The organism is Pseudoalteromonas sp. GB56 (genome assembly GCF_054923835.1).
On the sequence record NZ_JBPCHK010000002.1, the window covers coordinates 50427 to 75536 of the forward strand.

A 25110-nucleotide genomic window follows, 5' to 3' on the forward strand; every position below is an offset into this window, starting at 1 on the left:
CTCACAATGCAAAGCCTGGCTGAATTAAACTCTGTTCACCCGCAATTAGCGGGAGGGGCGCCATATTAGCATCGTTGTCGAATATATGCGACTAGACCTTTACGGGCCAACTATTTACGACACAAATAAGCAAAGGGCCTTAGTCAAATCTTAGGCCCTATAAAAAATTCATACTGGTTTATCAACTAAACCTCAATGCCCTAACTGACATAATAATCCACATCAGTAGTAGAAGGTAGAGTAAAGAACCACTAGATGATTTCTCTGGTTTAGGCTCAGGCTCAACAACCGGAGGTTCTGCCTTTTGAGTAACCTTAGCTGACACTTCAAATGTGTTGTTGTCTACATTTGTATCATCTGTAACAGACTCGACGACAAAGTTGTGAGTAAATTGACCTTCACTTTGCGCCTTAAAGGTTACCGATACAGTTTTATCACTGTCGGTACCCAGTGAGCCAAGCATACACTCTGTATTAGCCCCTTCAGTGACTAGATCACAGCTTTCTCCATTAACAGATACCGATACCAGTGACTGCGGTGTGTTAAAGCGTAGTGTTACATCACTAGCATAACCCAGAGCAATCATAATATCGGCCTCAATCGTGTATTCATCACCGATGAACACACTGATTTCATCTGCCGACGTCAGTTCAAGTGCTACATCGGCCTTCTGCTCACCAAAGTTACCTTCACCTTGATTAAACCTAACATCAAGCGTCGCTTGAACTTCATCCAACAGTAATAACTCTGGCTGGCCATCTTTGATCTAAATCTACAAGCAGATAGTTGCTCATTGAAGGCTCGAAGACACCCGTACCTAATGTGTACTCACCATCGAAGCCTAAGAAGACCAACTCACTTTCTTGAGTTTCGATAATCAATGTCTTACCGATACCTTGCAAGGATAGATAAGAAGCTACACCCAAGTTAATTTCAGTCAGCTCACCTTGGCTGAATACGTACAACTGCTCTCCATTAGTCAGGTAAAGTTCGTCTTCTGCATTTTGGTCTACATCAGCTACAGCAACGCTAACAGCAGAGTCCACGGCAATATCACTAAGAACCTCACTTCCAGCAACAATCACGTGAACATTCGCACCATCAGCTCCCATAGCGACGTCTAGGTTACCATCACCATTCACATCAAATAGCGCTGAGCTTATGAAATCAATGCTTGGAGCCGTGATTGTTAGACTGGTCAATGCTGGGCCGTTTCCTTCTATTGGCTCAAATGGTTGGAAAATAACATTGAATCCAGGCTGCGCCTTATAAAGTTGCACGATATCAAGCGCACCGTCTAGGTCCACGTCAACAACTTCAATAGAACGTGTATCCAACGTATTGAGCATGACTGGTTTATCAAATGTTCCACTCGCGCTTCCAAGTATAAGGCCAACACCCTCTGCGCCTGCAAATACAACGTCATTGAGCTCATCAGCATTAATATCTGCAATTCGAACTGTCTTGGCTGATATTTCATTACTGATAACCAGAACCTCAGACAAGAGACCTGAGCCATCATTTATCAACGCTGTAACTGAATTATCGGATAGCAGAACAACATCGATGTCACCATCATTGTCAATATCACCAAATGTTAACTTAGAGGCATTGATATTTTCATAACGAGCACCACCTTGATCTGAGCGTGTATTTGTCACAAGAATCTGTGTGAACTTACTGACAGTCTCAATGTTAGAGCCAGACAAATTCGCATTCACTTTTACAGAGCCTGTTTCCGAAGCGCCGACTTCAAACTGCAACGATGTCGTTTCACCAGACAGTATTGTTTGACCACTCAAACAAGATACAACGTCATCTTGTGAGCACATTTCATCCACTGAACTGAACTCTCCACCAACAATGGTAAGTGATAACTCATCCACCAAGGCATCCAAATCAGAATCATTCTTAACGTCTAGCGTCAATGTTTGTGTCTCACCAATCACAAGCGGACGTTGAGACCATTTGTAATGAAGTGATAACTCACTGAGTACAACATCAACAACTTCAACATTAAACGATTGTTCTTGTGTTAATTCTCCATCAGAAACTTCAAGAGTCACAGTGAACGTCTGATCAAGTTGCTCGTCGGAAGGTGTTCCCGATAAAGTATCAATACCATCAAATATTAACCATGTTGGCAGTGAGATTGCGCTAATTGTAATATTTTCGCTATCATCTTCTACTTCTGCTTTATATTCATAGAGCTCACCAACAGTCGCTGTTAAAACTGGCTCACTCATAAATACAGGCGCGTCATTCACTGATGCAATCGTCAATGTGACTGTCGCAACATTCGATACTTCGCCATCTAGGTTACTAAATTGATAGGTGAACGAATCTGTTCCGTAGAAATCCGCCACAGGTGTGTAAGTAATTTCACCCGTGCTAGCATCAATACTCACCTGCCCCTCAGCGTTTTGAACAACCACCAATGATGATGTATCAATGTCTGCATTACCGCCTTTGTCGTTCGCGAGCGGGAAGAAACTAACCACCGTGTCTTCATCCGTAGATACAACGTCATCTTCAGCGCTTATGTCGGTTGATAAAGTCGTAAACGTCCATTGTGTAAATTCATTGCCAACATTTGCTGCATTTACAAATGCACCTTGGTCAATACTCACTAAGTAGGTTGTTGCTGAGACTAAGTTCAGATTGCCAAGGCTGAATAAGTTACCGAAAGCCTCAAGAGACGAAGTGTCTGCCGCAACAACCAGTTCACCATCTGCATGAACCTGTATTTGCTTTCCTTGCACCGGTTCCATGGCTTCGCTGAATGTGAAAGAGATGTCGGCATCCAACGCCACATCTGTTGCGTTGTCGCTTGGCGACTGACTTACAATGACAGGCACGTTAGGCGCATATTCAGTCGTCACAACATTAGATTTTATATTACCGTTTCCAGCCTTATCAATAGCGGCGGACGCTACCAACGAGACACTCACTGCTCCTGAGGACTCAGGTTTAATAGTTGCTTGATAATTACTTCCATCACCATTTAATGTCTCTACTGAGCCGTTTACGACATTAAAGTCAGTGCTACTAAGCCCTGTTACTTGCTCACTAAAACTAACGTCGACAATATAGCTTTCTTTCGCTTGAGTTGGCGCGCTCAGCGTTACGGAAGGTGCGGTAGCATCATAATCGATACTCGCACTGACTGCGGCATTTGTATTTCCAGCTAAATCTTGAGCCGCACCTGACGCAACACTAACAGTTACAGAACCATCAGTTGATGGCGTTATGGTTGCTAAGTAGTCCAAACCACTACCCGCAAAGTTCGAGATAACACTGTTTGTTGCAGTAATATCAGAGATATTGAAGTTCTGCACCACCTCGCTAAACTTAAACGTTGCGGTAAATGGTTGTGACTGTACCCCGCTCGGTAGATAAATAACCAACTCAGGTGGTGCTTGGTCAATCTCAACACTGAAACTATCAGCATTACTCATGTTACCAGCGGCATCTTGCGCTGCACCACTAGCAACAGAAAGTGATACATTACTACCTGAGCTTGGGGTCAAGGTTGCTGTATATAGAGCACCTGAACCACTAAAGTTTGACAACTGGGCATTGGTCACACTGACATCTGAACTATCAAAACCTAGCACACTCTCTGTGAATGCAAATGACACCTCAAATGACGCAAATTGTGCTACTACCGGGCCCGAAATTGTCAGTTGAGGTGCTGTCTGATCAAATTCGACTGAGCCACTCGCACTTTCATTGTCGTTACCTGCAATATCTTGAGCTACAGCAGCAGAAACACTGATGTCGACTTGGCCATCGCTGATTGGTGTAATCGTCGCCGTGTATGATGCTCCTGTGCCTGCAAAATTCGACAAGGTGCCATTAGTGACACTGATATCTGCAGCCACAAATCCCTGTACAGACTCACTGAAATTAAATTCAGCAGAAAACGCTCCAGCCTGAACGGTAGTCGGTAAAACAATTGATAAGGTTGGCGCAGTAAGGTCCACATCAATGCTTGAGTCGACCAAGGCATTCACATTTCCAGCTGAGTCACTTGCTGTGCCCGCAGGCAATTGCATAGAAACTGTGCCATCCGCTTGTGGAGTCACTGTGAATGTGTACGTATTTCCTGAACTTGCAAAATTACTAATAGCGCCATTTGTGATTGTTATACTCGCAGCACTTACACCAGTGACCGCTTCACTAAACGATAGTTCAGCAGTAAAAGCCCCATTTTGTGTGCCACTTGGTAAGTTAAACTGAGCTGTAGGTACAGTTGCATCGTAGTCAACACTCAATGAAGCACTCGAAGATGGGTTGTTTACTCCATCTTGTGCGGCGTTGCTCGCAATATCAATACTGACAGCACCATCACTCCCTGGAGTCACTAGTACTGTATACTCGCTCGCAGAGCTAGATTGGAATGCAGAAAGGCTCGCATTTGAGACAGTGATATCTGAAACATCAAAGTTCTGTACATCTTCCGAGAATGTGAAAGTAGCGGTAAATGGCTGATTATAGATGGTGTCTGAAGACGTGATAGCCAAAGTTGGCACAACCGTGTCTTTTGAAATAGTTGCGGCTACGGAGGCTGCAACATTTCCAGCAGCGTCAGTGAGCACGAGTGATGCGTCCACTTGCCCATCAGGCAAGGTCGATAGATCAATGTTACTAATTGTATCAGCAAGTGAGGCTAACGATCCCGATACCGTCTTAGTGGCAGCACTACCAGAAACACTCAGGGTAAGTTGATAACTTGCACCCACCTCGCCGTTATTCACAGACACCGATGCACTGGTGACATTCAGGCTATTAATTGCTGAGTTGAAGGCAATAGTATGACCCGATGGTGCATTTGCATCGATGGCATCACTATTTTGTGTAATTGCCGTTGAAAATGCTGCGCTCGTGTTCCCTGCGATGTCTGACACGGTAAAGTTCACGGGTACAGAGTCAGACGCAAGTCTGTCAGTATCACCTGCCGCGACGGTATAAGTGGCAGAGTAGATGCCGCCACTTGTATGGCTAAACCCAGTCACTGCTTTGCTATTAACTGTACCACTCGCTAAGGATACATTGGTGTCATCAACAGTGATAGAAACCGAGATCACTGTGCCGATATTTGCTGGTGTATTTGGTATGCTCACCGCGCTGATAACAGGCGTTGAGTTATCCATACTTAACGTGTTTGCAGTCGAGGCAATGTTCGAACTGCCTGTCGCAGTTGTTACTTCAATCGACGCAGCGAGAGAAGCACTTTCTATGACAGTTGAACTTGCTTCTAAAACAGTAAAGCTCGCTTGCCATGTGTCCCCGCTTAGTGTTGCAGCAACATCTTGACCACCGCCTAACTGTGAAAAATCAAAAGAAACATCGCTGATAGACACACCATTATTGTCACCGGTCGCGCCATTATTCCACTGTGCCAATACTGTATCACCGACAATAAAGATGCCTCCGGTGCCACTGCCACCTTGAACACTAATTGAACCGGTGGTTACTTTTGGCACTTCAAATGAAGTTGCGGTGTCTTCACCCACATCTCCTGCATTGTCGTTGGCATTCGTGTCGGCTGCTGTTCCTGCATTTGAGGTATCTGATAACACATTACTACTCGTATCCAACGCACCAAACGTCGCATTCGTTGAAAACTCTCCAAGCACGCCACTTTGGATAACGACATTGTTAACTGCCACTTGCAATTCAACTTGGTGCGTCGTTCCAACAGTGCTGCTGCTTGACGTGAGAATTATGTTCCTATCAGTAGAACCATCAAAGTCTGGATTAACAAGAACTTGCCTTTGCTGACTCACTAAAGTCGGCGCCTTCACAATACTGTAGTTGCCCGCACCAAAAATCGCGTCTAGGTCATGAACAACCGTCATTTGAGATAAATCAGAGTTACCGTAGCTTTCTAGGTAATAGTTAAACGTCACTACACCTTGCGTAACCGAGGCATCTAATGCAAGGCCGATATTAGACTGGCTCAAGCTAAACGTCGTAGGGTCATTCTCACCAACTTCATCAGCCCCTCCATCACCATCCGGATCAGGGTCGGTCCCAAAGTCTGACAAATCAGTAGCAAAAACTGAGCTTGTTGTTGAATAGGCATCCAACGAAACTTGATTGGAGTACAGACCATATCCTAGACCTACGTCCTCGACTGTATCCATATTTACTGCAAGCTCGATAGTCACTGAAGAACCTGGACTCATCGTCGAAGATGCATCAAGCAGATCTGTATCGCTCGAGCCATCATAGCTAGTATTTAACACTACAGTCCCACCTGCTCCTATAAAGTTAGGGGCTGTGGAAATTGAGTAATTTCCATTTCCAAATACTAAATCTAAATCTTGAATTAGTGATATTTGCTGTAAATCTATTGTTCCTAAGTTCTCAAGGTAATAAGTGAAGGTCACAGTTGAGCCAATTAGACTGTAATCTAACGCTATGCCTACCCTTGGTTCCTCACCAATAATAAAGCTAGTTTGATCGTTCTCACCTGCTTCATTTGCTATCCCGTTACCATTGCTGTCTGTTAACCTACCACTGTCACTCGTATCTTGAACCACAGTATCAACAGGGTCAAATGCAGAAATAGCAGCGCTTGTTGAATAGACACCAAACCCACTTCCTTGATTCGTAACAGTATCTACATTAATTACAAACTTAATCTCTGAAAATTCACCAGCATCTAAGGAAGCACCAGAGACTAAGGTTTGAGCAAATGTACCGTCAAAATTTGTAAGAACATTTATGTCTGACTTTCCACGGGATACATATGGAGCTGTCACAACAGAGTAGTTGCCAAAGCCCAGAGCACCAAACAAGTTATGACTAACCGCTATTGTATCGAGCGCGGTATCACCAATATTTTCTATGCGATATGTGAAGGTCACATTTGTACCGCTCACATCAGCATACAATGCCAATCCGATAGAAGGTGAACCAACGAGGAAAGTAGTCGCATCATTTTCACCATTTTCACTTGGGTTACCATTACCGCTTGGATCTGGGTCAGTTCCTGAATCTGAAAGATCCTGTACAGTAATTCCCGAGGAGGTTTCACTAAAAATTGTAAATTGAGGGCTATACACCCCTTCACCAAGCCCGAATTTATTTGCTAGCGTCGTCACTTCAACTGTGAATTGGATTTGAGCAGTGTCACCTGAAGGCACTGTAGAACCTGCCGAAAAGAGTGACACCGACGTGCTCCCATCGAACAAACCATTGAGGTTTATCGTACCTGGGTCATCAACAAAACTTGGATTGGCAGTTAGTGTGTAATTACCAGAGCCAAAAATTTGGTCAAGGTCAACGGCTAAAGCCAAGTTATTACTTGTAGCAGTACCAAAATTCTCTAAGTAGATGTCAAAAACAACATTGTTACCACTTGGCGTAGCAGTAAGCGCAATACCTGTTAGGCTGTCTGCTACAACAGCAAACGATGTTGCAGCACTATCATCATATGGGTCAAGGTTTAGGTTACTGTCTGGTACAGCACCAGATACAGACGCGTCATATACCGTAAATCCATTCTGTTTAGTTCCGCTGACTGTAACCTGAGTTTCATAGTTACCTACACCCAGCCCCTGCCTATCGGAGAGAGTTTGTATTTCTACAATAGTTTGAATCTGTAAACTCCCCCAGAACCAATCCAGGCTCCCGATTCAAATAGCTCACTATCGACAGAACCGTCATAAGATGAGTTTTCAACAACCATAGCATTTGAAGAAGCTACCAAGCTCGGTGCTGATGTAATTGTATAATTTCCGCTTCCAAACACTGAATCCAAACTATGATTCAACTTAACGTCAAAAAAATCTTCTGAGTTAGCGACATCAGAGCCTGCAAAAGCTACTAGGTAATAATCGAGTGTTACTTGATTGCCTGTGACGGAAATATCCAGTGCTGAGCCAAGTGTATTAGGGTTTCCTGTGATAATTGTCGGATCACTTTCACTGGGATCACCATCTTGGTTTGGATCAGGGTCATAACCTTGTGTTGATAAATCAGAAAGAGGATTTGTTTCAAAATCTAATGCATTAACTGTAGGTTGATAGGAGAAGATTCCTACCCCGCTGCCTTGGTCGGTGCTATTCGTAAGTACGGATACTGTCTTGAATATTACAGACTCATTCGCCTGCAATGTGCCCGAATTTATAAGTGAAGTATTGGTGTTACCATTGTATGCCGCATTGAACGTAAGCCCAGTAGCACCACTTACATAGGTCGGGTCTTGAGAGTGCGAAAAATTCCCCACGCCAAACACTGCATTAAGGTCACCACTGATCGTAATATTCGATACAGGTGTATTACCTAAGTTAGTCACCGTGTAGTAAAGCGAAATTTGGCCTGCTTGAGAAGGGCTCGCTATGACAGCTAAACCAATTTCAGCTGTTTGAATTACAGAAAAGGTTGTAGCGTCATTTTCACCCGTTTCATTGGGATTGCCGTTGCCATTTGGATCAGGATCCACACCTGAATCTGAAATATCACTTGTAAATGAGCCTGATGCTGATTGACCCGATACTGCAACCTGAGTCTCGTAGACGCCGTCTCCAAACCCTACATCTGCAATTGTTGTGACTTCAACAATAAGACGAATCTGCGCTGTCTCGCCAGAATTTAGCTCTTGGGTCTGAGGATTACGGCCACCGCTATCAAGTTCAGCAAATAACGTTGTATCTGTTGAGCCATCAAAACTTGGGTTGATGGTCAATGTTGCAGGGTCGTCAACAAAAAATGGTGATGACGAAATAAAGTAGTTTCCGGAACCAAAAACACTGTCCAAATCATGTTCTAAATTGATGCTTTCAACCGTCACTGACGAAAAATTCTCAAAATAGTAATCTAGGGTAATAGTATTACCTGAAACCGATGCATTAAGTGATACACCGATGTTAGGCTCGTCGCCCAAAGTAAAAGTTGTTTCACCTGCAATATTCGGGTCTGGGGCATTACTATTGTGCGAATCATCGGTAACACTTTTCCCGTATTGTGACACACCATCAACGGTAACCTGATTCGCGTATACCCCCAAACCATCACCCATGTCAGTCACATTGTCTACTAGCACTGTGATTTGGAATTGAGTTGAAGAACCCGCTGCGATAGACGCAGTATTAAGTAACTCTGTATCAGAGCTCCCGTCAAAGCCTGAATTTAAAGATAAGCTACCAACAACATTCGTTGGGGATTGTGTGATGGTATAGTTTCCAGCGCCGAATACTTGGTCTAAGTTGTTTGTTAAGCTCAGACTCTCGACATTACTATTACCTTGGTTTTGTATATAGTAATTGAACGTTACGCTGCTACCTTGTAACGTTGCTGCAAGTGAAACCGCAATGACTGGATTTTCAAATACCCAAATTTCTGTTGCGTCGTCCTCACTTGCATCAGTTGCATCACCGTTTCCATTTGCGTCGGGGTCATAACCAGAGTCAGATAAATCACTTAACGGGTTCATCCCTGTATCTGTAGCACTAACGGTTACTTGGTTTTGATACACACCAGAGCCGAATCCTTGGTCAACCACGCTGTTAACTGACACAGTAAATTCAATGGTAGAAGAATTCCCCACAGCCAGCGAACCAGCACTCACTACGGTGGCGTTTGAAGAGCCGTCAAAACTTGCATTGAGTGTTAGGGCAGATCCGCTTCGGAGCGACGGAGCACTCACGATAGAATAATTGCCGCTACCAAATACGCTATCCAGATCATCATCAAAATTGATGTCTGTAAGAAGCTCATCCCCTAAGTTCTCGATGGTGAATACGTACGTGACTTGCCTGCCTGTCACTTCGGCAGCTTTAGCTATACCAACAGAAGGCGCAGCGTAAGCGACTGCGAATATGGAGTTGAGTACGAACAGGAAAACCGAAAACCGTAGTGCTGAAAGTATTTTCATAATTTTACTAGCTTTTTTGAGTATAAGGGACAGTATTAGCGGAACCGTTCTCTCCTCTGGAGGAGTTTTTATTGGGCCGCGTTCTGAGCTCACACAATGTGTTATGACCGTTACTGTCAATATTATATATACAACTCGTCCATAATTCCCACTATTGTTAATAAAAGATTCAGATTTATTAACTCCGTGGTGTATCCTATTAATCTCAATACAAAGAATGAGTAAAAAAGGCTTTACCATCATGAAGTTGTACACTTTTTGCGCAGCACTTGCGTTTTCGACAATGTTATCAGGATGTAAAACAACGGACACAATACAAGCATCTCAAAGCTTTAACCTTAATGAGGGGACGGATGTAACCTTAACTCCTCCCGAAAGCTTTTTAATTGCGCCTGACTTTCTTGGATTCCAAAATACGGTTCAACGCTCGAAAATCGAAGTAAGTGAATTAATTTTGCCTTTTTCCACTATTGAAGACACATTTTCTAAGCAGACTCTCGCACCATTGAAGCTGGAGTTACTTAGCAAAGAGTCAATTACTTACAATGCGAAACCGGCCTATCTATTCACTTTGCGCCAACCAGTCAATGGAATTTACTTTAAAAAGCTGTGGCTACTTTATGGCGATGAAATATCAACAGTGCGTCTAACCGCAAGTTTCCAGAGAGTCTCGAGAATAGTTTACAACCAGCACTGAAAACGGCCTTGCTTGAATCTCGTGTTGACTTAGATTTGTCACAACGCCTACTCATTGGCTTACCGTTCACATTCGACACTGGTGATTACTTTGCTATTAGCAAGCGATTGAAAAATTCTATTGTTCTTAGCGGGAGAAATGCAGAGACAGTAGTAATAAGTCATGGACAACTAGAACAAAATGGCACGTCTGATTTGGAGATCGCTTCGCACTTCTTAACATCAAGCCGACAATTAAAAGACTGCAAAATAGATAACAGCTTAGTAACAAATGTTGCAACAATTCCAACAGTAAAAATAGACGCAAGCTGCGAGTTTCAGCAGCAACCAAGCCACATAACGCAATTTTTAATTACTAACCCAGGGAAGTTTTTATTAATTCAAGCTGTTGGAAATAAAGAAAATATTACAGAAAAACAAGAAAACCTCGATAAATTATTGGCGACAATGCGTTTGATTTGAGCAACCACAACCAAAACTTAACTGAACATTAACTGGTCATTCCTGTTTACAATGTTTTACATTTTGAAAAGTGTGTTAGACTAATATAAATGTATTAATTTCAACAACAACAGCGTCGTACGAGGCCTAAAATGAAGATGCGTACTCTCATGCTCACTGCACCATTGTGTGTTGCACTAAGTGCAATGGCTAATGCTCAAGTGGCACCAGATAACAATAAAGTAAAACCACTGCAAGCCACAGTGTCTGATAATGCCATTGCTCTACAAGCAATTGGGCACTTTGATAAGTATATCATTAGCATTGCTGGTGTAGATGGTTACTCAACAAGCTTTGAAAGCGATAAACCTTTCTTCGATATCAGCCAGTTAGACTTGCCTTATAATGGTGAGTTTACCTATGAAGTGAAAGCTGTGCGTATTATTGGCGAAGAACAAGAAAAAAGTTACCTGAATAACGGCCGTGGTGAGAATGCAAAGCGCTTGGTAACTGAAGTTGAAAGTACTTCTGGCAGCTTTAACAGCCAATGGGGCACTATCCAACAATTTGAACAAATTCAAGAGCAGCCTGCTGCTCAAAGTAATAAGCAGTGGTAAGGGGCTGACTCATGAAAAACCTAACTTTTAAAGCTAGCTTGTTAAGTTTAGCTGTTGCGTCTTCATTCGGTGCTCAAGCCGCTCAGGTATTTACAACTGATCTCATCGTTCAAGGTAGTGAGTGCATCGGTGTTGACTGTACCAACAGCGAAAATTTCGGCGCTGATACACTTCGCCTGAAAGAGAACAACCTACGAATTCATTTCAACGACACCAGTAACTCAGGCTCTTTCCCTACAAGAGATTGGCGTATTATTGCAAACGACTCGACAAATGGTGGCGCTGAATACCTAGCTATCGAAGATTCTGATGCTGGTACCATCCCCTTCAGAGTCATGGGTGGTGCTGGTAACAATGCGTTATATATTGATGCTCAAGGAGACGTAGGTCTTAACACCAGCAATCCGGTAGTAGAGTTACACATTGCTGACGGTGATACACCAACAATGCGATTAGAACAAAATGGTAGTTCTGGCTGGACAGCTCAAACATGGGATGTTGCTGGTAACGAAACCAACTTCTTTGTTAGGGATGTGACGAATGGAAGTAAGCTTCCATTCAAAATCAAACCTGGAGCAGAAGATAATACAGTGTACTTGTCGACCAATAAAAAGGTTGGTGTAAATAACGCCAACCCATCAGCTAACTTGGATGTAGTTGGTACCGACAAACTAGTACTTTCAGCTAAAAATCCTAGTGGTGCAGCGTGGATTGCTGTAGAAAATGGCAGCTTAAATGTACGCCAACTTGTGCAAGCAAATGGCGCTGGAGGCTTTAGCATTACCCGAGAAATCTATCGAACGGTGGCGGCAACTATACCGCGCTTTTAATTTCCGACTCGACAGGAAACCTGACAATACCAGGTACCCTTTCACAAGGCTCTAATATCCACAGTAAAGAAAACATCAAATCCGTCAATGCTGATATGCTATTGGAAAAGCTCTTAGAGCTCCCAATTTCAAGCTGGAACTACAAAACAGATGATGATTCAGTTGTTCATATAGGCCCAATGGCACAAGAATTTTTCGCCCAGTTTGGCCTTGGTCATAGTGACAAAGCGATCTCATCGCTTGACACTTCAGGTGTCACAATTGCTGCTATTCAAGCCTTAAACAAGAAACTTGAGCAAAAGAGCCTAGAGTTAGACGAATTGAAAAAGAAACTTCACAATATACAGAAAGAAAAATAGACGACACAAGTTGTAGACAGGCCTGTCTTTAGACAGGCCTGTCTACAATGTTCTTATTTCTAATATTTGACCAAAGCCTTCCACAGGGACACTTCTTTGGTATTCTAAATTAGCGTTTAATACATGGATTTGGCTATCAACATCTTTTCTATTACTTCGCTCAGACAATCCTGAACTGCCAATGTAAAAACCATCGTTAAATTCAGCTACCCCTCTCGTGAACCCCTCCAAAGACACGGAGTTACCGTTACTACTTATGAGCGCTTGGTTTGCAGAATCACACACCCACAAAGTGCCGTTTTTATACCAAACGTTATGTGCACAGTTACCGAGTGCAACCCTTTTAACCAACTCCTTGGAATCAATATCAAAAATCAACACCTCACTTTCACCAAAGTTATGTGCAACTATATGGATCTGATTATCAATAATCGAGATAGAATTAAAATGGTTGATATCACTGCCTACTTTGCCTTCTTGTTCAAGTGGATACCACACTTCCCAAGAGTTAAAGTCATAAACGTATATCGCGTTTAATATGGTACACGTTATCCATAATTTTCCTTTATGAAAGGTAGCCTGGTGGAAATCAGTTATTGCGTGAGGTGGGAAGAATTCATCTACAATCTGCAGTGAACGGTTCAAAACAAGTATTTTACTTTGCTCTTTCGCGCGCTCTTCTACTGAAAGGTAATTAAATGGGTCAGCGTTGTTTCGTGCCATTACATAAATATGTTTTCCAGATTCATCAATAGCAGCCCCATAATACAGACCAGCGCCATTATGAACCTCCCTGATTTCACCTATATCAGGAATAACATGCAAAATACTTTTACTTGTGGTTACAAGTAATTCTGTTCTTTTTTTAAGGAATAACCCTTTTAAAATGTTACTGAACATTTCTTTACTCTCTTTGGTAATTAAGTGTATTAGTGCCACTTTTATAAAATTGAACTTCAAATTATTTTGCAGTAACACTCATACGTTAAACAGTAAGCTTTTTTACTTTGTCAGGGATTACTCTTATTGGTACATTTACGCTCAGATTCAATCGTAGACGTTTATTTGGTCTAAGCTTTACTATCATCTCTCCTCACAGAATACATAGAACTAAGTATTCGTTTAACGCTGCTCCCCGCTGTCTTTGGAATATGTAAAAAGTATATTTTTTCCATCCTAGGCTCCGTATAAAGCTATCGTAGACTTTACACAGCTCTTCCAATCAAAAATAACTGGTTTGGGTAGATTTTGATTATGTACGAGAGCAACAATGCCATCTTTGATAGATTCAACATCATAAGGGTTTACTTGGTAAGTCTCTTCTCCTGAAAACTCTGACATCGAGCTGTTTTCGGATGTCACGACCGAAGTCCCAGACTGCAAAGCTTCAGCGACGGGTAACCCAAATCCCTCATACAAAGATGGAAAAACAACACCTTTCGAAGCTGCGTATAAAAACGGAATGTCACTTTGCTTTACGTAGCCTAAGTACTTGACCCAGCCCTTAGCTTCTAATTCACGAATTTTCTTATGTTCTTCGTCATTATTCCACCCAGGTCCACCTATTAATACCAACGGCAACCCCCCATTATTACTTTCTCGATAAAGTTGAAATGCTTGCAGCAAGCGCAACAGATTTTTACGAGGCTCGATAGTTGAAACAAACAATAAAAACTGCTTATAAGCCAACCCATACTTCTTCAATACTGAAGTACACTGACTCTGATTTCGGGGGAAGTACTGGTCACTTACGCCTAGGTGGATAGGTGTCACCTTACCTGGAGACAAGGCGAAAATTTCGCATAATTGACGTTTGATAAACTCACTGTCTGTAATGATATGATCTGCATACTTTACAGACTGTTCAATAGCATTATTGACCAGCTTGACACGCGAAGATGGGTGAAACTCTGGGTGTACGACTGTTGAGAGGTCGTGAATCGTCACTATTCTCTTGCCACCATGGTTCGGAAGCAGAAAATTTGGGGAATGAAAGACGTACTCACCTTTATTTTGTAAAGCACGCTTCTCAATAATTGGCATGAGTTTGCTATACAAAGATACAGCCGCATTAGATCGCGCTAGGTTACCGCGTAAAGCACTCCAGATCTTACTCTTCACCTGTTTAGGTTCAACAGGTGCAGGAGCATCAGATTCAATCAGTAGCTCATGCCCATAAAACTTACCATGTGCGAACAACTCCAGTGCTTCGATTTGGTTACTCCTAAGCAACCCAGCTCCTAACTGTTTGGTATAGTGCCCAATGCCAGTTAACGGCGCTAACAGTGGATCGCAGCCCAATATAACCTTCATTTAACTGTTAATCATCCACTCTAGAGTTTGCTCGAGGTCATATCGCCTGTATTCACCGATCGCGTTACGAAGATTAGAATCATCTCCATATAGAGTTTTTACCTCATTGCTGCGCACAAAAGCAGGGTTAACAAACACGCCCATTTTTCGGCCTGTTAACTTTTCACACAATTCAAGTACTTGAGAAAGTGCCACAGCACGTCCGCTACAAACGTTAAACGTGCCTTGATGGCCTTGCTCAAGCAGCGCCAGATACGCTGATACCACATCTCTAACGTCAGAAAAGTCTCTGGAAACATCGAGGTTTCCAAGTTCCAGTTCATCTTGGCGTTGTTTGAATGCTTTGACAATTTTTGGGATCAAAAAGTGTTCAGCTTGCCCCAAGCCCGTGTAATTGAAAGGACGAACAATAGTAATTTTTGTACTTTGAGAACGAACTTTCAGGGCCATTTCCATTGCACATTTAGAGGCAGCATAATCATTCGCAGGGTTAAACTTATTCTCTTCTGTTATAGGTAGCTGCTGAGTATTACCATAGATATTACCCGAGCTCGCAACTAAGAAATGCGTAGGTTTTTGAGACACCTCATTAACCACATCAATTAGGTTTGTTGTACCGAGAAGGTTTGTCGCATAAATCTCATCAATATCACCATGCGCAACAAAGGAGATGGCAGCTAAATGAACAACAGCATCAAACGCTTGCCCTTTTAGTGCTTCTTGTATAGATGTTTTATCGGTCAAGTTAGCATAAACAGTGTGAACTTGCTCAGCCTCACTGCGTTGACTATTGCTCAGGGCAACACATTCATGCCCTTGAGATTTAGCATGAGCAATAAAATGGCGCCCGGTAAAACCGGACGCCCCTGTAACTAAGATCCGCATTAGAATGAGAAACCGACTTCATTGCGACGTAGATCTGCTTCCACCATCATAGCGCAAAGCTCTTCTAACGTTGTTTTAGGCTCCCAGCCCAAGTCTTGCTTGGCTTTTTCTGGGTTACCAATTAATAAATCAACTTCAGCAGGGCGGTAGAACTTAGGGTTAACTTTAACAACGACTTTACCAGTCGCAATATCAACTGCTGTTTCTTGTTCTTCTTTGCCGCTCCATTCAAGTTGAATGTCAGCAGCTTTAAACGCCATTGTTACAAAATCACGAACCGTCTCGGTGCGGTTAGTTGCTAGAACATAGGTATCTGGTTTGTCCGCTTGAAGCATACGCCACATGCCTTCAACATAGTCTTTTGCAAAGCCCCAGTCACGCTTAGCATCCATATTACCTAGCTCCAATACATCTTGCTTACCAAGCTTAATTTTAGCAACTGAGTCGGTAATTTTACGGGTAACAAACTCTTGACCGCGCAGTGGTGATTCATGATTAAATAAAATACCGCTGGTCGCAAAAATGTCGTAAGACTCACGATAGTTAATCACCATCCAATGAGCATAAAGCTTTGCTACGCCGTAAGGGCTGCGGGGATAAAAAGGCGTAGATTCACGCTGAGGGATTTCTTGTACTTTTCCGAACATTTCAGAAGTAGAAGCTTGATAGAAGCGAATCTTTGGATTGACGATTCGGATTGCCTCAAGCAGGTTTACAGGGCCTATCCCTGTAATTTCTGCAGTGGTTAGAGGTTGGTCAAAAGAAACACCAACAAAGCTTTGCGCTGCTAGGTTGTAAACTTCATCTGCACCGCTTGTTTGTAATAAGCGAATACTCGCAGATAAATCAGTCAAGTCATACTCAACCAACTCTAAGTTCGGATGCTTTTCAATGCCTAATTCTTCAATGCGCCAAAAGTTTACCGAACTAGTACGGCGATAAGTACCGTAAACCTTATACCCTTTATCTAAAAGGAGCTCTGCTAAATAGGCCGCATCCTGGCCAGTAATACCTGTAATAATTGCTGTTTTCATCATTTTTCTCTTCTAATCACCATTAAAAAATGGCGTTAATTTTTCGTAAATAAAAGTTCGATGAGGCTTATGTTCTAATTCTTTGATTAAGCCTAACTCAAATAATTTGCAAGCTAATAACTCAGTACTCCCTTTCGACACACTAAGAAATTCTGGCTTCCTTATGGTATACAAAACATCCAAGTATTTTGCACAGACATTGTTAAATGACAGATTCTTAGATGAGTAATCGAGCATGGTTCGTTGTAAATGGCTAAGTTTATCTTTGTCTTCCACAAATTCTTGTATAAAACCAGTCAACATTGCCGTCCCATTATCACTTGAGTCTACTTTGCATACAAACTCAGGAAGTTCACTGTACCACCCGACATCCGTCACAACCAAAGGCTTGCCCAACTGCATCGCCCTCATAGCAATAGCCGAAGTCTCTCCCATTGTTGGATTTCTCAATGCAATTACAACGTCAGAGCTATTTATTTCAGATAAGAACTCACTCTCTTCGAGATACCCTAAAACACTTAAAGTCACATATTCTTTTATAGATTCAAGCTTATTTAAAAGTTTCTCATAATATTCAGTGTCAGCAACTTTTCCTGCAACCCTAACTTCAAACTTGGAACCTTGAGGGTCAATTTTGGTCAATGCGTCTAGAAGTTTGATCAATACACTTATTTGGTTGGACATGGCCAAAAACACCAAAAATAAAATTAACATGATTATTCTGATCAACATCATTCATATCGTACACTTGCTCAATGTGTGCGATTGGCGTTAGCGGCGACTTCTCTAATATTTTTTTCTTCGCAAATTGAGAGTGCGTAATGATGGCATCAGCATGAGCAACCACTTCATCATTAATTGGTAACTCTAAAACTGAGTTCCCCTCCCAAGCACAAATACCACGCTCCCAATCCAACTTCACCTGTTCAGCTATACTTGCGCCATAATATGCCGTAATAATATCAAAGTACCACTCCCAACCTCTATGTGCCTGAGCCATACCAGCTACAAGGTGATGTAAGACATAATCATGCAGATGCACAATTCCACCAAAATGCTTCAGGAGCTCCAACATATGTTGGTGAAAGTCAAAGTTATTTCCGAAGTGAAATACCTTCACGTCAAAATGGTTTAAGTCCCACTTCAAGCAATCCCCATTAATTAAAGTGACGCCGCCTAATGGAACTGGCTCTGAGCAAGATGTAAAAACGGTGACATCTGCACCTACCTGTGCAAGCCCCTTAACCAAATCATAGCTATAGTCTGCAATTCCAGAACGCTCTTTCGGCCATGGTGTTATTACTGCTATCCTCATAGAAAAGGTACCACTAATTTCTCAAGAACGTTGTCCCAAGTCGTCTCTTTTGCGTGGTTGTACCCTTTTTTCGCTTTCTCTTCCAGTTTCTCATCAGAAAGTTCAGCAATATTATCAAGAACTGTCGCAATATCTTTAGGTGATGGCTTAATAATCCAGCCCCCATTATACTCGTCAACAATTCGAGCTACTTCACCACTATCGGTTACTGTAACAACCGGCTTTTTAGCTAGAAAACCTTCAATTGTAGCGTAGCCATAATCCTCATCGATTGGTCCGTAATACACAGCCCGTGAATTGGCGTAGATACTAAGTAACTCTTCATCATCGACAAAGCCAAAAAGCTCTACTTTGGACTCTAGCTGGTTAGTTATAATTAGCTGTTCCAACGATTTGATATACTCTGGATCTCCCTTACCCACAATTTTTATTTTGAGGTCGGACTTCATTTCTCGAGCAGCTTCGATAAGCAAATGCTGACGTTTCATAGAGTTCACGCGCGCGACACAAACCACATAATCACCATAGGTTCCAGGAATGATTTTTTCCGCCAGAGCACTAGGTGGAAACAATACGGTGCTATTGATTCCATTAAAATTATTTAGCCTGTCAGTCACGGTATTAGCAATGGAAAAAATCTCTCTTGATTCACTGATAAATTGCGAGTCGAGCTTTCTAACTAGCTGCCGTGTTTCTAACTCTGATTTTGTGAGTATAGGCTTGTCGTATTCACTGCCTTCGAGGTCATAGAAAAATCGATGTTGATGAACCAACCAAGTAACTTTATTGGGATGTTTTGCTGCGTAAGTTGGGAACTTAGTACCAATTACAGAATCAATCTTCTGACCGTTTGACTCTGTTAAGTCGAGCCCCCTCCATGCCATCAAGTCAGATAATATCTGTTCTTCTGGGTACCATTTAAAAGGTAGCTGTACAAGCTCAGCCTCGACTCCTTCGAGTTTAGTATTTATTGCATTAACGAGACCTTCAACTAAAAGCTCTGCACCTCCTCGGACAAAAGGCACTTGCCCATGCAATACTAAAACCTTCTTCATATTTTACTCCCAATTACAGCATAATCCTGACTGCCAAAAATTAAATTATCCAGTAGATGCGCTCCTTCAAACTCTCTAAAATACCCCTTTTCTGGGTGAGGATTTAACGGAATAGCACGTGTCTCAAAACCCTGATGACTGACAAGGAACTCTAAAAGAGGACTAGGCAAAGGGTTTAAGTGGGTAGGATCCATATAGAATGTATTTGCACCTACCATTAAATTCCCTGGATTTGGTGTTTCAAGAATTACAACACCATTAGTAACAAGTACTCGATGTATCTCCTTTAATACTTGAAACAATAGGTCAAATGGTAGGTGCTCAACGATATGGAACGCAGAAATCAGTCCTACACTCTCCGCTGGTTGTCTTTGCAAATATTCCAAAATATCAGCAGTTTCGACATCGAGTCCTAATTCGATACACGAATCATTAGTAGCTTGGTTTATGTCTACACCCCGAGCTTTGAAACCTTGTTCATTGAGTAGCTGTATCCATTCCCCTCTGCCGCAGGCCAAATCCAGCGCTCCATAGGAACTTAAGGGCTCTATACTGGAGACTTCGGGAATATAGTGCCTTAGGCGATTAATTATATCTTCTCGACAACCACGAAATCGAATCTTCAAACTCTTTGTAAAAATGATGTGGTACGTCATATTTAGGAGCAGTGAGCCTACTTTCTAACTCTTCACACAAAAGAATTAGCTGTTTCTTCTGGCTCTCTAGTTTAGATAAAAAATCCGTCTGTAGGTCTGTTTGATTACGCTCTAATAACTGCATCTGCGACGCGTATGCATTCATTTTTTCTATGGTGCTTTTATTTATTCCAATAAACTTATCGCTAAAAGCATCAACTTTTACGTCAATCGCATTGACGGTTTCACTAAATTCAACCCTCTAATCTTTCATCAATTTCAGGAAGGACTTCCTATCCTTTTCAATCCTTTCAGTGACGTCTTCATTAATTAGCGACTCAAGTTTATCACATTGATTTATCAGCTTATTTATTGACTCTCGTCCCGATTTAATATCTGACAAAATCTCAGTGTCAAAGGTTTGTTTATTTATTTGGGCATCTAAACACTCCGACACATCACCACCTAGTTCGTTAAGCCTTTTCTCGATCAATGTCGAAGCATTTGCTAGCGAATTGAGGGCTTTACTAACTTCAGTCGAGCTATCTCTGAGATATGTTTGCAGGTGAACATGAAGTGCCAACGAGTGGGCTAGGTTTTCATTTACCTGCTTTTGTAAATTGGGTAAAGTCAAAAATGATTGCATCCAGCTTGCTACAAAGCCAATAACTGGGACTTGTTTAATAAGGCTCCAACACACTATATGTAAAGGGATTTTAAACTTTCGGTTTTTCCTATTAACTCTGGCTTCTTTCGAAACGTATAACCTTGCCAAAACTCCTATTTTATCCAGTTTCCCCGAACGAATGAGAGCTAGATGGTGCTCCATGCCATTAGCGTCCGCTGGTCTTCCAAGCAAAGCCATGTATGAAGCATTCACAAAGACATGGTCATGTAAAGCTAGAATGGATCCCAATCGCCAGTTAGATTCATTTGGATAAGTTTGGAATTCATATTCCGGTAGATTTATCGCTTGAATTGAACTGTTTGAAAATCGACTACTAGATTTATCCTCGCTGGAATTAACAGCGATTCGAAAAGCTTGCAACTCATCACCGATGAGCTTTTTAAACTGATTGAAATCCATTAAGCTTTACCTACTTACCATTAAATTCAAACGGTATATCTATTTCATGCTTAACGCCCTTCGCAATGATTCCTTCAACTTTTTTATACAGCTCCTCATCGAAGTACCTGTGCCCATCTGACTTCCTAATCCCCGTAGGCGAATTTAATGTATTTACTTTTACACCTTTACCTTCCAAAGCTAACTCAATCCTGGCTGGTTCTGCCTTGTCTTGTGTAATTCCTTCCACTATCCGAGTTAATTCAGATTCAGTATCGTCCACGAGATTATCATAAAGGACAAATACTTTGTTCAGCCCATCGTTTGGATCAAACCACTTGTTGTAAAACTCTACTGAGTACTTTGCATCTTTGATTGCAAACTTTTTAAAAGAATCAAATGTATCAGTGTAAACACCATTAGAACTTTTCAGCGCCAGTTCAAAATTTGATTGTATGCGAGTCATTGGAGAGCGATGCTGAACTATATAAGTTGCGGAAGGAGACTTATCATCACTTAATTTAAAGTCATGGCTCTTTTGGATCATGTATTTGTTATTTACTTGGGCGTTAAAAGGCTTTTTACAAGGGTTTGTTTTGCAACAGTTTTCTGGATTATGAGCCTCACAGTAATGCGCTTCTTCGCCAAAATACTTCGTTAACATCGAAATTAAGAAGTGATGACCACTTCTTGGTAATGATTTAGACTGAATAAACTTCACTTTCCCAATATCAGTCGCTGCTTTATAACTTGGCAGCAACAAGTTCTCCAAGACCCATTGTGCGCTCGCAGAATCAGGATATACCTCTAACTCGCTATCAATTGCCTTGCACAAGCATAGGATTTCTTCATTGCTTAATCGACCTTCTGCCTATTTTCGAAGGTCAGCTTTGAAGTATATTCGTCGCTCGAAATGATATTTATAAATTGCTTAACCCAACTATGCGCACTCATAGATTCGATCGCTGTGGACTTTGCCGCCCTTCCTAAACACGCTTTAAATAACAAATTAGTGATATTATAAGACATAAATTTCTCTAAATTTTTCCTTCGTTTATAACCACAACTCGGTTACATAATCTTTTTATTAAGCCTGCTGAGTGTGAAACAACCACAACAGTCATATCTGAGGATGCTTTTTGGCTAATTATACGTTCAGCCTTCTCTCTAAACTTCGCATCTCCCACTCCCAATACTTCATCAATTAATAACACATCAGTGTTCATCGTAATTGCAGTTGCGAATCCTAATCGGGCTCGCATTCCCGCGCTGTATGTTTTCACCGGTTCAAAGAACTTATCACCAAGCTCGGAAAGTTCTTGAATTTCATGGCGCTTTATTTTGGCCTCTTTCTTAGAGTGCCCCAAAAGCATCGCGCCAATCAGGGCGTTATCTTCACCACTCAGCTCAACATCAAAGCCTGCTGATAAAGTCTGTAGCGAAACATGATTACCAAACCGTTCTATACTTCCTTTCGCTGGTTCATAAATACCCGCTAGCAACTTAAGTAACGTGGATTTACCACTACCATTGCGTCCCTCAATACCTAAGGTCTCACCTTTATAGATGTCTAGATTGATATTTTCTAACGCCTTGTAGGTAGTTTTGCGCATCCACTTTCGTTGTGTATACAAATAATCAACGTTTTTAAGCTGAATCGCTAATTTTCGCTCATTCATTGTACAAGAACCCTTGGATAGTGAGCGTCTAATTTCCTCAACACACTTAAACACGCGAATAATATAAGGATTGAGACGGTCAAAATAGCACCTAATGCATAAAAGTTCGGTGATACACCATGCATGAGAACCTGACGGTACTGTTCAATTAGGCTTGCCATTGGGTTCATCAAAAAAAGTGGATGATGCTGCTCCAATATGACAAGTTTATAGTTGTAGAAAATACCGGAAGCAAACATAACTAACTGTATGCCCGTTGCGACCAAGAACTTTAAGTCTGGGATAAAAGGCACAACCATCGCAACCATTATTGCTACGCTGCTTACAAATACTAATTGAACAAAAATGATTACCGGTAAACTGAACCACGCCTCATTAACAGGGCGGCCTATACCCAGCACAACAAGGAACAGCAATAAAAATATACAAATAGCCTTAAAAAAGTCCTGAAATATCGTTACCACAGGAAAAAACACTTTCGGAATTCTTATTTGTTGCATTAGAGCGCGCCCTTGCTCTATCGAAGAGGCGCCGTTAGTGACTGTTCGAGCAAACCACAAAAAGGGTACCTGTCCACATAACAAAAACACTAAGAAATCGGATGTTCCCCGAGCTAGAAATACCCCAAAAACTAAATAAAAAACACCAACAAACAAGGCTGGTTCTAAAAGCCACCATAAATAACTCAGGTAGCTTTTCTTCGCTTCAGATTTTAGGTTTAGCTGAACTTTCGTAAAAGTGAGCTGTATAAAGTGCTTAAGTGTCACTAGCTGTCCCTAGCTACGTCCATATACATCATTAAAGCGAACAATATCGTCTTCACCTAAATAACTACCACTTTGCACCTCAATTAACTCAAGGCTTACTTTCCCTGGATTAGTCAAGCGATGTGTTGCTCCCAGTGGAATATAAATAGACTGGTTTTCACTTAGCAGTGTCTCTTTTTCATCCACTTCAACAATTGCAGTACCAGAAACAACAATCCAATGCTCTGCCCTATGATGGTGCATTTGTTTACTCAACGAGGCACCAGGTTTCACTGTAATGCGTTTTACTTGGTACCTAAATCCATTGTCAATTGAGTCATACTTTCCCCATGGGCGGTGCACTTCGCGATGAAGCAAATGCTCACACCGATCAGTATCACTCATATACTGAACAACTTTCTTGACGTCTTGAACTCTATCTTTATGAGCAACTAAAACCGAATCTTTAGTGCCAATAACAATCAAGTCTTTAACTCCAATGGTCGCCACAAATTGGTTTTCTGATTGCACTAAACAGTTTTGTGAGTCAATATTTTTAATATCCCCCAAACTGGCATTGCCTTGCTCATCTTTATCTAATACTTCCCATAACGCAGAAAATGACCCAACATCACTCCAGCCAACACTTATTGGCAACACCATACCTTTTTGCGTTTTTTCCATCACAGCATAATCAATGGAGTTATCAGGGCATAATGCAAACGCTTCCTCAGGAATACGAGTGAAATCCAAGTCGCTCACTGCTTTCTCATAAGCAGCTTTTACCGATTGGTACATATCAGGCTGGTGAACATTTAACTCTTCAAGGAAATTTTTAGCCTTAAAAACAAACATGCCGCTATTCCAATAGTAGTCTCCACTCGCTACATATTGTTGCGCTGTTTCTGAATCTGGCTTTTCAACAAAACGCTTAATCGCACTCAACTGCCCTTCCGTTTCGGCTTGAATATAACCAAATCCAGTTTCAGGCTTTTCAGGTACAACTCCAAAAGTCACAAGAGAACCGTTTTCAGCTTCTTTTACAGCTTCTTCAACAGCACATTGGAATGCATCGGTATCTTCAATCACATGATCTGCTGCAAGCACAACGAGCACTGCATTTTCATTAAGTTCAAGTGATTTCAGCGCAGCTAACGCTATGGCTGGCGCTGTATTGCGAGCAACTGGCTCTAAAATGACAGCAGAAGGAGTTTGACCAATTTCCGTAAGTTGCTCAGCAATAGTAAATCGGTGTGCTTCATTACACACTGCAATCGGCTTATTAAACCCAGTTAATCGAAGAGCTGTCTCTTGAACCATAGTGTATGAGCTCGTTAGCTTCAAAAACTGTTTAGGGTAATGCTTGCGAGATAATGGCCAAAGGCGGGTACCGGAACCACCGGATAGAATTATTGGGTAAACGTTTTTCATGTTTTATTATGTTACTTTCCTTAGGATAGGATGCCAATATTACCTTGCTAAAAGGTGATTGCAAGCATTGTCCCAACGCTGGCCGTTCGGAAATAAAATGCAAAAAGGCCTCAGCTACT

The 25110-nt window shown here is 41.8% G+C and carries 21 protein-coding genes; 5 read left to right on the top strand and 16 right to left on the bottom strand.

The window, feature by feature from the left end; all coding sequences use genetic code 11:
* Positions 1-181 precede the first annotated feature (181 nt).
* The 3 genes from ACH19P_RS15060 to ACH19P_RS15070 all read right to left on the bottom strand — a co-directional run bounded on the left by ACH19P_RS15060 (position 182) and on the right by ACH19P_RS15070 (position 9889).
* Positions 182-736 carry a hypothetical protein gene (locus ACH19P_RS15060; protein ID WP_462159415.1) on the bottom strand — a complete coding sequence of 185 codons (555 nt, stop codon included), beginning with the start codon at positions 734-736 and terminating at the stop codon, positions 182-184.
* Positions 729-7310 carry an Ig-like domain-containing protein gene (locus ACH19P_RS15065; protein WP_462159416.1) on the bottom strand — a complete coding sequence of 2194 codons (6582 nt, stop codon included), beginning with the start codon at positions 7308-7310 and terminating at the stop codon, positions 729-731. The genes ACH19P_RS15060 and ACH19P_RS15065 overlap by 8 nt, the downstream gene beginning before the upstream one ends.
* 287 nt (positions 7311-7597) lie before the next feature.
* Positions 7598-9889: a hypothetical protein gene (locus tag ACH19P_RS15070; protein ID WP_462159417.1), complete on the bottom strand. Its 2292-nt coding sequence runs from the start codon at positions 9887-9889 to the stop codon at positions 7598-7600.
* A 217-nt stretch (positions 9890-10106) separates the two neighbouring features.
* On the opposite strand from ACH19P_RS15070, the gene ACH19P_RS15075 reads away from it, so the two are divergent.
* The 5 genes from ACH19P_RS15075 (at position 10107) to ACH19P_RS15095 (ending at position 12832) form a co-directional block, all read left to right on the top strand.
* Positions 10107-10586: a hypothetical protein gene (locus ACH19P_RS15075; RefSeq protein ID WP_462159418.1), complete on the top strand. Its 480-nt coding sequence runs from the start codon at positions 10107-10109 to the stop codon at positions 10584-10586.
* 8 nt (positions 10587-10594) lie between these two features.
* On the top strand, positions 10595-11047 hold the full coding sequence (locus ACH19P_RS15080) for a hypothetical protein (protein ID WP_462159419.1): 453 nt from the start codon (positions 10595-10597) through the stop codon (positions 11045-11047).
* A gap of 131 nt (positions 11048-11178) precedes the next feature.
* The gene (locus ACH19P_RS15085) at positions 11179-11643 is read left to right on the top strand and encodes a hypothetical protein (protein ID WP_462159420.1); all 465 of its coding nucleotides are present in this window, start codon (positions 11179-11181) and stop codon (positions 11641-11643) included.
* A gap of 11 nt (positions 11644-11654) precedes the next feature.
* The gene (locus ACH19P_RS15090) at positions 11655-12473 is read left to right on the top strand and encodes a hypothetical protein (protein ID WP_462159421.1); all 819 of its coding nucleotides are present in this window, start codon (positions 11655-11657) and stop codon (positions 12471-12473) included.
* Between the two features lie 56 nt (positions 12474-12529).
* A complete protein-coding gene (locus tag ACH19P_RS15095) occupies positions 12530-12832 on the top strand; it encodes a tail fiber domain-containing protein (protein WP_462159482.1) in 303 nt (100 codons plus the stop codon).
* 42 nt (positions 12833-12874) lie between these two features.
* Here ACH19P_RS15095 and ACH19P_RS15100 read toward each other — a convergent pair whose 3' ends face one another.
* The 13 genes from ACH19P_RS15100 to ACH19P_RS15160 all read right to left on the bottom strand — a co-directional run bounded on the left by ACH19P_RS15100 (position 12875) and on the right by ACH19P_RS15160 (position 24991).
* A complete protein-coding gene (locus tag ACH19P_RS15100) occupies positions 12875-13732 on the bottom strand; it encodes a YncE family protein (protein ID WP_462159422.1) in 858 nt (285 codons plus the stop codon).
* Between the two features lie 276 nt (positions 13733-14008).
* Positions 14009-15064: a glycosyltransferase family 4 protein gene (locus ACH19P_RS15105; RefSeq protein ID WP_462159423.1), complete on the bottom strand. Its 1056-nt coding sequence runs from the start codon at positions 15062-15064 to the stop codon at positions 14009-14011.
* Positions 15065-15145: 81 nt separating this feature from the next.
* On the bottom strand, positions 15146-16030 hold the full coding sequence (locus tag ACH19P_RS15110) for an NAD-dependent epimerase/dehydratase family protein (RefSeq protein ID WP_462159424.1): 885 nt from the start codon (positions 16028-16030) through the stop codon (positions 15146-15148).
* The gene (gene gmd, locus ACH19P_RS15115) at positions 16030-17067 is read right to left on the bottom strand and encodes a GDP-mannose 4,6-dehydratase (RefSeq protein ID WP_462159425.1); all 1038 of its coding nucleotides are present in this window, start codon (positions 17065-17067) and stop codon (positions 16030-16032) included. The genes ACH19P_RS15110 and gmd overlap by 1 nt, the downstream gene beginning before the upstream one ends.
* Positions 17068-17076: 9 nt before the next feature.
* On the bottom strand, positions 17077-17778 hold the full coding sequence (locus ACH19P_RS15120; RefSeq protein WP_462159426.1) for a glycosyltransferase family protein: 702 nt from the start codon (positions 17776-17778) through the stop codon (positions 17077-17079).
* Positions 17693-18379: a glycosyltransferase family protein gene (locus ACH19P_RS15125; protein ID WP_462159427.1), complete on the bottom strand. Its 687-nt coding sequence runs from the start codon at positions 18377-18379 to the stop codon at positions 17693-17695. The genes ACH19P_RS15120 and ACH19P_RS15125 overlap by 86 nt, the downstream gene beginning before the upstream one ends.
* Positions 18376-19434, bottom strand: coding sequence for a glycosyltransferase family 4 protein (locus ACH19P_RS15130; protein ID WP_462159428.1), 1059 nt, complete (start codon positions 19432-19434; stop codon positions 18376-18378). The genes ACH19P_RS15125 and ACH19P_RS15130 overlap by 4 nt, the downstream gene beginning before the upstream one ends.
* Entirely contained in the window at positions 19431-19952 is a 522-nt protein-coding gene (locus tag ACH19P_RS15135; protein WP_462159429.1) for a class I SAM-dependent methyltransferase, read from the bottom strand. The genes ACH19P_RS15130 and ACH19P_RS15135 overlap by 4 nt, the downstream gene beginning before the upstream one ends.
* A 379-nt stretch (positions 19953-20331) precedes the next feature.
* On the bottom strand, positions 20332-21156 hold the full coding sequence (locus tag ACH19P_RS15140) for a DUF4214 domain-containing protein (protein ID WP_462159430.1): 825 nt from the start codon (positions 21154-21156) through the stop codon (positions 20332-20334).
* Between the two features lie 10 nt (positions 21157-21166).
* Entirely contained in the window at positions 21167-21895 is a 729-nt protein-coding gene (locus ACH19P_RS15145) for a hypothetical protein (RefSeq protein ID WP_462159431.1), read from the bottom strand.
* Between the two features lie 277 nt (positions 21896-22172).
* Positions 22173-22814 (bottom strand): ABC transporter ATP-binding protein, encoded by a 642-nt coding sequence (locus tag ACH19P_RS15150; RefSeq protein WP_462159432.1) that lies wholly within the window; start codon positions 22812-22814, stop codon positions 22173-22175.
* A complete protein-coding gene (locus ACH19P_RS15155) occupies positions 22811-23581 on the bottom strand; it encodes an ABC transporter permease (RefSeq protein WP_462159433.1) in 771 nt (256 codons plus the stop codon). Before ACH19P_RS15155 ends, ACH19P_RS15150 begins: the two co-directional genes overlap by 4 nt.
* Before the next feature lie 9 nt (positions 23582-23590).
* A complete protein-coding gene (locus tag ACH19P_RS15160) occupies positions 23591-24991 on the bottom strand; it encodes a mannose-1-phosphate guanylyltransferase/mannose-6-phosphate isomerase (protein WP_462159434.1) in 1401 nt (466 codons plus the stop codon).
* Positions 24992-25110: the final 119 nt, after the last annotated feature.

Excerpts from the sequence above, each read along its gene's own strand:
- ACH19P_RS15120 (WP_462159426.1), bottom strand. The coding sequence starts at position 17,778 with ATGTTAATTTTATTTTTGGTGTTTTTGGCCATGTCCAACCAAATAAGT.
- ACH19P_RS15150 (WP_462159432.1), bottom strand. The coding sequence starts at position 22,814 with ATGAATGAGCGAAAATTAGCGATTCAGCTTAAAAACGTTGATTATTTG.
- ACH19P_RS15110 (WP_462159424.1), bottom strand. The coding sequence starts at position 16,030 with ATGCGGATCTTAGTTACAGGGGCGTCCGGTTTTACCGGGCGCCATTTT.
- ACH19P_RS15075 (WP_462159418.1), top strand. The coding sequence starts at position 10,107 with ATGAGTAAAAAAGGCTTTACCATCATGAAGTTGTACACTTTTTGCGCA.
- ACH19P_RS15085 (WP_462159420.1), top strand. The coding sequence starts at position 11,179 with ATGAAGATGCGTACTCTCATGCTCACTGCACCATTGTGTGTTGCACTA.
- ACH19P_RS15100 (WP_462159422.1), bottom strand. The coding sequence starts at position 13,732 with ATGTTCAGTAACATTTTAAAAGGGTTATTCCTTAAAAAAAGAACAGAA.
- ACH19P_RS15070 (WP_462159417.1), bottom strand. The coding sequence starts at position 9,889 with ATGAAAATACTTTCAGCACTACGGTTTTCGGTTTTCCTGTTCGTACTC.
- ACH19P_RS15125 (WP_462159427.1), bottom strand. The coding sequence starts at position 18,379 with ATGAGGATAGCAGTAATAACACCATGGCCGAAAGAGCGTTCTGGAATT.
- ACH19P_RS15140 (WP_462159430.1), bottom strand. The coding sequence starts at position 21,156 with ATGGATTTCAATCAGTTTAAAAAGCTCATCGGTGATGAGTTGCAAGCT.
- ACH19P_RS15090 (WP_462159421.1), top strand. The coding sequence starts at position 11,655 with ATGAAAAACCTAACTTTTAAAGCTAGCTTGTTAAGTTTAGCTGTTGCG.
- ACH19P_RS15130 (WP_462159428.1), bottom strand. The coding sequence starts at position 19,434 with ATGAAGAAGGTTTTAGTATTGCATGGGCAAGTGCCTTTTGTCCGAGGA.
- gmd (WP_462159425.1), bottom strand. The coding sequence starts at position 17,067 with ATGATGAAAACAGCAATTATTACAGGTATTACTGGCCAGGATGCGGCC.
- ACH19P_RS15160 (WP_462159434.1), bottom strand. The coding sequence starts at position 24,991 with ATGAAAAACGTTTACCCAATAATTCTATCCGGTGGTTCCGGTACCCGC.